This is a genomic window from Camelimonas sp. FR25 (assembly GCF_059740505.1).
This window is the reverse complement of record NZ_JCAWFG010000116.1, coordinates 1-9,283: the sequence shown is the minus strand read 5'-3', so window position 1 is coordinate 9,283 and position 9,283 is coordinate 1. Positions and strand designations below refer to the sequence as shown.

Here is a 9,283-nt window from a genome sequence, read left to right as displayed (position 1 = left end):
CCCGTCAGTCCCGTCAGTCCCGTCAGCCCGGGCCTGTGGCGCCGCTGCGTGACGATGGGCGCGCTCGCGGTCGCAGACGCCACAACGACAACAGCCCGCCTTATGGGCGGGCTGTGTGCCTGATGGGCGTGACGCTGGCGTGACGCGCCAGGGGAAACCGGGCGCTTATTCGGCGGCCATGGCCCGCAGGGTCTCGCGATAGGGCGAGGCCGGATAGACGCCGAGAATCCGGAACTCCTTCGAGAAGAATTTCAGCTCCTCGAACGCCAGCTGCAGGGCGCGCTGGTCCGGATGGCCTTCCACCTCAACAAAAAACTGCGTGGCGGCGAACTGGCCCTCGACCTGGTAGCTTTCCAGCTTGGTCATGTTGACGCCATTGGTGGCGAAGCCGCCCAGCGCCTTGTACAAGGCCGCCGGCAGGTTACGCACCCGGAAGACAAAGCTGGTGATGCACGGTCCTTCCTCTGGGGCAGGCCATTGTGGCTCACGGGCCAGCACCACGAAGCGGGTGGTGTTGTGCGCCTCATCCTCGACATCCTCGGCGAGAATGGTGAGGCCATAGACCTCAGCCGCCAGTCGGGGCGCCAGCGCCGCGCGGCTGGGATCGCCCCATTCGGCCACTTCGCGCGCCGCGCCGGCGGTGTCGCCGGTGACAACCGCGCGCAGGCCGAGGCGGCGGATGATGCGGCGGCACTGGCCGATGGCGTGCACGTGGCTGTAGACGCTCTTCAGCCCCTCCACCGGCGCGCCGGGCAGCGCCATCAGCTGGAAGCGGATCGGCAGGAAGTGCTCGCCGACGATGTGCAGGCCCGAGGTCGGCAGGAAATGATGGATGTCGGCGACGCGACCGGCGATCGAGTTCTCAATCGGGATCATGCCGAATTCCGCGACGCCATCCTTTACGGCGGCAAGGGCGTCCTCAAAGGTGGCGCAGGGCAGGGTGTCGCGGTCGGGGAACACTTCCCGGCTGGCGATCTGCGAATTGGCTCCGTTTTCGCCCTGGAAAGAGATCAGGCGGGAAGCGCTGTCAGGCGTGCTGTCGTGTGCCGGGGCAGAAACTGCACCGGGCGTGGCGCCGGTCATGGTGTCTCCGTAAACTGTTCAGGCGGACCCATTGGCGCGGGTGGCCAATATGGCGCGCGCCCGCTCAAGGTCCTTTGGCGTGTCGACCCCGAGGGGCACGTCATCCACCACAATTATGTCAATTCGCATGCCGGCCTCGAGGGCGCGCAGCTGCTCCAGCTTCTCCCGCTCTTCCAGCGGCGAGGGCGGCAGTTGCACGAAGCGCTCAAGCGCGCTGCGGCGCCAGGCGTAGAGGCCGATATGGTGCAGGAGCGGGCCACTACCCCAGGGAGCAGTGGCCCTGGTAAAGTACAGCGCCCGCAGATGGTCCGGGGCGAGATGGCTGCCCACCGCCTTGACCACGCTTGACTCATCGCGCTCTTCCGGCCGGGTGATCACGGCGGCGAGGGTTGCGATATCCACAGCTGCATCGGCCAGCGGTCGCAGCGACGCCTTGATGACGGCAGGGTTAATGGTCGGCAGATCGCCCTGGACGTTCACAATCACGTCGTATCGACCCGCAGGGTCAATGGCCTGAAGCGCCTCGTGGATCCGGTCCGAGCCAGACGGGTGGTCGGCGCGGGTCATCACCACGGTTCCGCCAGCCTTTTCAACAGCTTCCGCCACCTCCACGGTGTCGGTGGCGATGACCACAGGGCCGATATCCGCCTCCTGCGCGCGGCGCATCACCTGCACGATCATCGGCGCGCCAGCGATATCCGCCAACGGTTTCCCGGGCAGTCTGGTGGAGGCCATACGGGCCGGGATGAGGACGATGGGCTGGATCATAGTTTGGAACGGCGTCAAAAAGTAGCAAACACCGTTTGGTCTATACGAGTTGCGTTCGCCCCGTCAAAGCGGTTAATCATCGCCCAAAGCTCCGTTTGCGGGGCGCTGTTGTATTTCCAGGTCACGCCTTGCGGAGTCGCCGTTTATGGATTCCTTCGAGCTTAACAAAATTGCCGGCGCGGTTCTGGGCACTCTGATGTTCGTGCTTGGGCTGGGTATCGTCACCGAGAAGCTGTTCGAGAACCACCGTCCGGCGGTTCCCGGCTATGATCTGCCGCAGGCGGCGGAGGCTTCAGCAGGCGGCGCCGCTGAAGCCGCCAAGCCGGCGACCCCGCTGCCGGTGCTGCTGGCCAAGGCTGACGCCGCGCGCGGCGAGAAGGCCGTCGCCAAGTGCAAGACCTGCCATGCGTTCGAGAAGGGCGCTCCGAACAAGATTGGCCCGTATCTCTACGGCACCATCGGCGGCAAGGTCGCCCATGCGGACGGCTTCGCCTATTCCAAGGCGATGAAGGAGCATGGCGGTGAGTGGAATTTCGAGAACCTCAACGAATTCCTGACCAATCCGAAGAAGGCCGTGCCTGGCACGCTGATGAACTTCGCCGGCATCTCGAAGGAAGAAGAGCGCGCCGACATTCTGGTCTGGCTCAACAGCCAGTCGGATGCGCCGAAGCCGCTCCCGGCCGCTGACGCAGCGCCTGCTGCCCCTGCCGCTGCTCCGGCGGCGCAGGAGCCGGCAAAGAACTGAAGACGCTTTAGCGTCATGCGCACCAAGGCCGGGCTCTCGCCCGGCCTTTTTTATGGCCGCCCTCCAGAGATGCAGCGTGCGACGCCGCTCTGGCGGCGAGGCGCAGCGCGTGCAGACAACAGGGCGGCCTGGCCAGCGGCGTCCGCATTTGGGGGTGTTTGGACTTGCCGCCGCCCTTTTTGCGGGCATAACTGAAGGCTGCGCCATCACGGCGTGATTTGCATAAACCGTGCGTCGGCAAGACGCCCTGCAAGACGCCCTGTCCGGCTGCCGCCAAACGACGCTGACGCGGCGCCGCCTCGCCACTATCCCGGAGCCGCCCGTGCCAAAAACCACCGATGACCTCCGCCTGCATGATGCGCCCGCCAGCTCTGGCCATCATCCAAGCCGGCGTTCGGTGTTGCTCGGCGGCGCCGCCAGCGTCGCGGGGTTGCTCGGCGCAGGCGGTGGGTCCGCGGCGGCGCAGGCGTCTGGCGGGCCACAGGCGGCGGCAGGAGCGGCGGCAGCTGGGGCTGTGTCTGCTGACACGCCGCCCTGGCGCCACGCCATGTCGATGATGGGCGAGCCAAAATATGGCCCCGACGCCCGGCATTTTGCTTACGTCAACCCTCAGGCGCCGCGTGGCGGCGTCGTGCGGCTGGCCGCCTCGGGCGGCTTCGATAATTTCAATCTGGCGGTGGCTGGCGTCAAAGGCGCCCTGGAAGGGCGGATTTCGCTGATCTATGACCAGCTGATGAGCCAGTCGCTGGATGAGGTGAACACCGAATATGGCCAGCTCGCCAGCGCCGGTCGCCACCCCGACGATTATTCCTGGGCGGCGTATCGCCTGCGTCCTGAAGCGCGCTGGCACGACGGCGTTCCGGTCAGCGTCGAGGACGTTATCTTCAGCTTCACGCAGCTGAAGAAGCTTAACCCGCGCTACGCAGCTTATTGGCGCGACGTCGTTTCCGCAGAGAAAACCGGCGAGCGCGAGGTCACGTTCCGCTTCTCCACCACCGGCAATCGTGAATTGCCACAGATCGTCGGCCAGCTGACCGTGCTGCCCCGCCACTGGTGGGAGGGCGTCGACGCCCAGGGACGCAAGCGCGACATCACCGCCACGACGCTGGAGCCGCCGCTGGGCTCCGGCCCCTATCGCATCAAGGCCTTCGACGCTGGCCGCTGGTGTGAATATGAGCGTGTGCGGGACTATTGGGGCGACAAGCTGCTGATGAACGTCGGCGCCAATAATTTCGACGGCCTGCGCATCGACTATTACCGCGACCTGACGGTGATGTTCGAGGCGTTCAAGGGCGACCAGTTCGACTTCCGCATCGAGAACGTCGCCCGCAACTGGGCCACGGGCTATGATTTTCCGGCGGTGCGCGACAAGCGCGTGGTGCTGGAGGAGTTCGCCCAGCGCTCCAGCGGCGTGATGCAGGCGTTCGCCTTCAACCTGCGCCGCCCGATGTTCCAGGACGAGCGGGTGCGGCGGGCGCTGAACTACGCCTTCGACTTTGAGGAAGTGAATCGCACGCTGTTTTTTGGCCAGTACGCGCGCATCAACTCCTATTTCTGGGGCACCGAGCTGGCCTCATCCGGCCTGCCCGAGGGGCTGGAGAAAGAGATACTGGAGAGCGTCCGCGACAAGATCCCGGCCAGCGTGTTCACCGAGCCCTACAAGAATCCGGTGGCTGGCTCGCAGGAGGCGTTCCGCAACAATCTGCGCGAGGCCAATCGCCTGCTGAACGAAGCGGGCTGGGAGCAGCGCGGCCGCCAGCTGGTCAACAAGTCCACCGGCGCGCCGATGGTGTTTGAATACATCACCTATGACCAGGCCTTTGAACGGCCGGTGCTGCCCTACAAGAACGCGCTGCAGCGCCTCGGCATCACCATCAACATGCGCACCGTCGATAGCGTGCAATATGAAAACCGTATGCGCAGCTTCGATTTCGACTGCACCACCTATCTGTGGGGCCAGAGCCTGTCGCCGGGCAATGAACAGTGGAATTATTGGGGCTCGGAGGCGGCGAAACGTCCAGGCTCAGAGAATGTCGCCGGCATCGCTGACGCGGGCGTCGATGCGCTGATCAGCAAGCTGGTCTACGCCACCAACCGCGTCGAGCTGGTCGCCGCCGCCCGGGCGCTCGACCGGGTGCTGCTGCATCACAATTACGTCGTGCCGCAATGGTCCTACGGCTACCAGCGCACGGCGCGCTGGAACCGCTTTGGCCGCCCGGCGACCATGCCGGAATATGGCGCCTCGGCCTTCCCGACCATCTGGTGGTGGGACGCAAGCCTCGCCGCAAAGACCGGCGGCCGCCGCTGATGACCGCGCAGAAGAGCCGCCGTCCCGGTGGGCTGGAGCGACGCTGATGGCCGGATATGTGCTGCGCCGCCTGCTGCTGATGATTCCGACCATCCTCGGCATCATGCTGATCTCGTTCGTGCTGGTGCAATTCGCGCCAGGCGGCCCGGTGGAGCGGGTGATCGCCCAATTGCAGGGCACTGACGCCGGCGCCACCGGGCGCTTCACCGGCGGCGGCGCGGACCTCGCCGGCCAGGCAGGCGGCGGCGGTGGTGGCGATGGCGGCTATCGCGGCGCCCAGGGGCTGGACCCGGCCTTCATCAAGCAGCTGGAGGCGCAATTCGGCTTTGACAAGCCGGCCTATGAGCGCTTCGGCAAGATGATCTGGGACTACGCCCGTTTCGATTTCGGCAAGAGCTATTTTCGCGATACGCCCGTGGTCGATCTGATCGCCGAGAAGCTGCCGGTGTCGATCTCGCTTGGGCTGTGGATGCTGCTGCTCAGTTACGCCATCTCCATCCCGCTCGGCGTGGCCAAGGCGATGCGCGATGGCTCGCGCTTCGATGCCTGGACATCGGTGGTGGTGATCATTGGCTACGCCATCCCTGGCTTCCTGTTCGCCATTTTGCTGATCGTGCTGTTCGCCGGCGGCTCGTTCTTCCAGTTCTTCCCCTTGCGCGGCCTGACTTCCGACAATTGGGAGCAGCTCAGCCTCGTCGGCAAGATCGCCGATTATTTCTGGCATCTGGCGCTGCCGATCACCGCCATGGCGCTGGGCTCCTTCGCCACCACGACGCTTCTGACGCGCAATTCGTTTCTGGACGAGATCCGCAAGCAATATGTGCTGACGGCGCGGATGAAGGGGCTGACCGAGCGGCGCGTGCTCTATGGCCATGTGTTCCGCAACGCCATGCTGATCGTCATCGCCGGCCTGCCCGGGGCGTTTATCGGCGCGTTCTTCGCCAGCTCCTTGCTGATCGAGACGATCTTCTCCCTCGACGGTCTCGGCCTGCTGTCGTTTGAATCCATCATCAACCGCGACTATCCAGTGGTGTTCGCCTCGCTGTACATTTTCTCGCTGCTTGGCCTCGTGGTGAATCTGATCTCGGACCTGACCTATACCTGGATCGATCCGCGCATCGATTTTGAAACCCGGGAGACGTGAGCATGAGCGCCGTCGTCGCCGGGGACATACCCACGCCCGCCGCCCCGATCATTGCGCCGCCGCCGTCGCCGCGCGGCAAGCGCGCGTGGCTGTCGCCGCTCAACCAGCGGCGCTGGCGCAATTTTCGCGGCCACCGGCGCGGCTGGTGGTCGTTGTGGATTTTCCTCGCGCTGTTTGTGGTGACGCTCTGCGCCGAGCTGGTGGCCAATGACCGGCCGATCCTGGCGTCCTACAAGGGCGAACTGCTGTTTCCCGCCTTCGTGCACTATCCGGAGGAGAAGTTCGGCGGCTTTTTAGCGGTGACCGACTACCGCGACCCGGCCATCGCCGATGAGATCAAGGCGCATGGCTGGATGCTGTGGCCGCCGATCCGCTTCTCCTACAACACCCAGAATCTCAATCTGCCGACCCCGGCGCCGTCGCCGCCCACCTGGCTGCTCACGCAGGCGCAATGCGCCGAGGCGGCGGCCAAGATGGGCGGCGCCTCCTGCAGCGACCTTGAATACAATTGGCTCGGAACTGATGATCAGGGTCGCGACGTGCTGGCGCGGCTGATCTATGGCTTCCGCATTTCCGTGCTGTTTGGCCTCGCGCTCGCCATCGCCTCCTCACTGATCGGCGTGGCGGCAGGCGCGATGCAGGGTTATTTCGGCGGCTGGACCGATCTGGTGTCGCAACGCTTTATCGAGGTGTGGACGGCGATCCCGTCGCTGTATCTGCTGATTATCATCTCGGCGGTGATCACCCCAGGCTTCCTCGTGCTGCTCGGCATCATGCTGCTGTTCTCCTGGGTGTCGCTGGTGGGCGTGGTGCGGGCCGAGTTCCTGCGCGCCCGCAATCTGGAATATGTCCGCGCCGCCCGCGCCCTCGGCCTGGGGGATGTCCGCATCATGGTGCGCCACATGCTGCCCAACGCCATGGTGGCGACGCTGACCTTCCTGCCGTTCATCCTCAACGGCGCCATCACCACGCTGACCTCGCTGGATTTCCTCGGCTTCGGCCTGCCGCCAGGCTCGCCGTCGCTGGGCGAGATGCTGGCCCAGGGCAAGGCCAATCCGCAGGCGCCCTGGCTTGGCCTGTCCGGCTTCTTCGTCATCGCGCTGATGCTGTCGCTGCTGATCTTTATCGGCGAGGCGGTGCGCGACGCCTTCGATCCACGCAAGGTGATGGCATGAGCCGCGCGACCACCGAAGCGCCGCTGTTGCAGGTGCGCAACCTGAAGACCGCCTTCAGCCAGGGCGGTCAGCTGTCGATGGCGGTCGACGGCGTGTCGTTCGAGCTGGCGCGCGGCGAGACGCTGGCGCTGGTCGGCGAGAGCGGCTCGGGCAAATCCGTCACCGCCATGTCGATCCTGCGGCTGCTGCCCTATCCCACGGCCAGCCACCCGGACGGCGAGGTGCTGTTTCGCGGCCAGAACCTGCTGACGGCGTCCGACGCCGATCTGCGCGCCGTGCGCGGCAATGACATCACCATGGTGTTTCAGGAGCCGATGACCTCGCTCAACCCGTTGCACACGGTGGAGAAGCAGATCGGCGAGATCCTGGCCCTGCATAAGGGGCTGCGCGGCAAGGCGGCGCGGGCGCGGATTATCGAATTGCTGGAGCTGGTCGGCATTCGCCAGCCGGCGGAACGGCTGGGCGCCTATCCGCACCAGCTCTCTGGCGGCCAGCGCCAGCGCGTGATGATCGCCATGGCTTTGGCCAATGAGCCCGATCTGCTCATCGCCGATGAGCCGACCACGGCGCTCGACGTGACGGTGCAGGCGCAGATCCTCGCCTTGCTGGCCGATCTGCAGCGCCGGCTCGGTATGGCCATGCTGTTCATCACCCACGACCTCGGCATTGTCCGCCGCATCGCCGACCATGTCTGTGTGATGACCGGCGGCAAGATCGTTGAGCGCGGAGCGGTGGCGGACGTCTTCGCCAATCCGCAGCACACCTATACCCGCAAACTGCTGGCGGCGGAGCCGAAAGGCGAGGCGGCCCCGGTGGCGACGGATGCGCCGACGGTGGTCGAGGCCGGTCCGGTGAAGGTGTGGTTTGAGGTGCGCAAGGGCTTCCTGCGCAAGGTGGCCAGCCACATCAAGGCGGTGGATGGCGTGTCGCTGCAGCTGCGCCGGGGCGAGACGCTGGGCATTGTCGGCGAATCCGGCTCAGGCAAGACCACGCTGGGCCTTGCGCTATTGCGGCTGATCCGCTCGGAGGGGCCGATCGTTGTGCTCGGCCAGCGCATTGACGGCGTGGCGGCGCGACAGCTTCGGCCTTTGCGCAAGCGCATGCAGATGGTGTTCCAGGACCCCTATGGCTCGCTGTCGCCGCGCATGTCGGTGGCCGAGATCATCGCCGAGGGCATGCTGGTGCAGCAGCCGGACATGCCGCTGGCGACCCAGCGGCAGAAGGTGGCGGAGGCGCTGCACGACGTCGGCCTCGATCCGGCGAGCATGGACCGCTACCCGCACGAATTCTCCGGCGGCCAGCGCCAGCGCATCGCCATCGCCCGCGCCATGGCGCTGGAGCCAGCCTTCGTGCTGCTCGACGAGCCGACCTCGGCGCTCGACATGTCGGTGCAGGCGCAGATTGTCGACCTGCTGCGCGAGCTGCAACGGCGCAAAAACCTGTCCTACATCTTCATCAGCCACGATCTGAAAGTGGTGAAGGCTTTGGCCAACACCGTCATGGTGATGCAGAACGGCGTGGTGGTGGAACAGGGCCCGGCCCAGCAGCTGTTCGCCGCGCCGCAGACCGATTACACGCGGGCCCTGTTCGCGGCGGCGTTCAACGCAGAGCCGGCTCCCGCCCGTCCGTCGCAGGATCGTCCTTTGGTTTGAAGGGCGCCGTCGCCTGGCACAAAAACCGACGCCGTCATGCCCGTGCCTGTCACGGGCATCCACGTCTTGCTCACGGTTGGCGGCGCTGTTGGCAAGACGTGGATGGTCGGGTCAAGCCCGACCATGACGGTGGGGAGGGGGCGCGAGGGCGAAGGGGCTGCCGTCGGGCCAGTCGGCGGATGATTTTCCGTTCCATGGCGCAGCACGCGCAACCCATGGCCGCCCTCGCCACACGCAGCTTCCAGCGCCCCCGCCTTCCAGCACCCCCGCTTCCACCACACCCCAGCGCCGTCATGCCCGTGCCTGTCACGGGCATCCACGTCTTGCTGATGGTTGGCGGCGCGGTCGCAAGACGTGGATGGTCGGGTCAAGCCCGACCATGACGGTTGGGAGGGGCGAGAGGGCGAA

At 65.7% G+C, this 9,283-nt stretch carries 7 protein-coding genes; 5 read left to right on the top strand and 2 right to left on the bottom strand.

The window, feature by feature from the left end:
* Positions 1 to 165: 165 nt before the first annotated feature.
* Positions 166 to 1,083 carry a prephenate dehydratase gene (locus tag AC6A67_RS17015; RefSeq protein ID WP_498037752.1) on the bottom strand — a complete coding sequence of 306 codons (918 nt, stop codon included), beginning with the start codon at positions 1,081 to 1,083 and terminating at the stop codon, positions 166 to 168.
* 18 nt (positions 1,084 to 1,101) lie between these two features.
* Positions 1,102 to 1,851: a 3-deoxy-manno-octulosonate cytidylyltransferase gene (locus AC6A67_RS17010; RefSeq protein ID WP_498037751.1), complete on the bottom strand. Its 750-nt coding sequence runs from the start codon at positions 1,849 to 1,851 to the stop codon at positions 1,102 to 1,104.
* 145 nt (positions 1,852 to 1,996) lie between these two features.
* Between AC6A67_RS17010 and AC6A67_RS17005 the strand changes: the two genes are divergently transcribed.
* The 5 genes from AC6A67_RS17005 to AC6A67_RS16985 all read left to right on the top strand — a co-directional run bounded on the left by AC6A67_RS17005 (position 1,997) and on the right by AC6A67_RS16985 (position 8,875).
* Positions 1,997 to 2,596, top strand: coding sequence for a c-type cytochrome (locus tag AC6A67_RS17005; RefSeq protein WP_498037750.1), 600 nt, complete (start codon positions 1,997 to 1,999; stop codon positions 2,594 to 2,596).
* A 397-nt stretch (positions 2,597 to 2,993) separates the two neighbouring features.
* A complete protein-coding gene (locus AC6A67_RS17000; protein ID WP_498037753.1) occupies positions 2,994 to 4,904 on the top strand; it encodes an extracellular solute-binding protein in 1,911 nt (636 codons plus the stop codon).
* A 46-nt stretch (positions 4,905 to 4,950) separates the two neighbouring features.
* Positions 4,951 to 6,048 (top strand): microcin C ABC transporter permease YejB, encoded by a 1,098-nt coding sequence (locus tag AC6A67_RS16995; RefSeq protein ID WP_498037749.1) that lies wholly within the window; start codon positions 4,951 to 4,953, stop codon positions 6,046 to 6,048.
* Positions 6,049 to 6,050: 2 nt separating this feature from the next.
* Positions 6,051 to 7,223, top strand: coding sequence for an ABC transporter permease (locus AC6A67_RS16990; protein WP_498037748.1), 1,173 nt, complete (start codon positions 6,051 to 6,053; stop codon positions 7,221 to 7,223).
* The gene (locus AC6A67_RS16985; RefSeq protein ID WP_498037747.1) at positions 7,220 to 8,875 is read left to right on the top strand and encodes an ABC transporter ATP-binding protein; all 1,656 of its coding nucleotides are present in this window, start codon (positions 7,220 to 7,222) and stop codon (positions 8,873 to 8,875) included. The genes AC6A67_RS16990 and AC6A67_RS16985 overlap by 4 nt, the downstream gene beginning before the upstream one ends.
* Positions 8,876 to 9,283 lie beyond the last annotated feature (408 nt).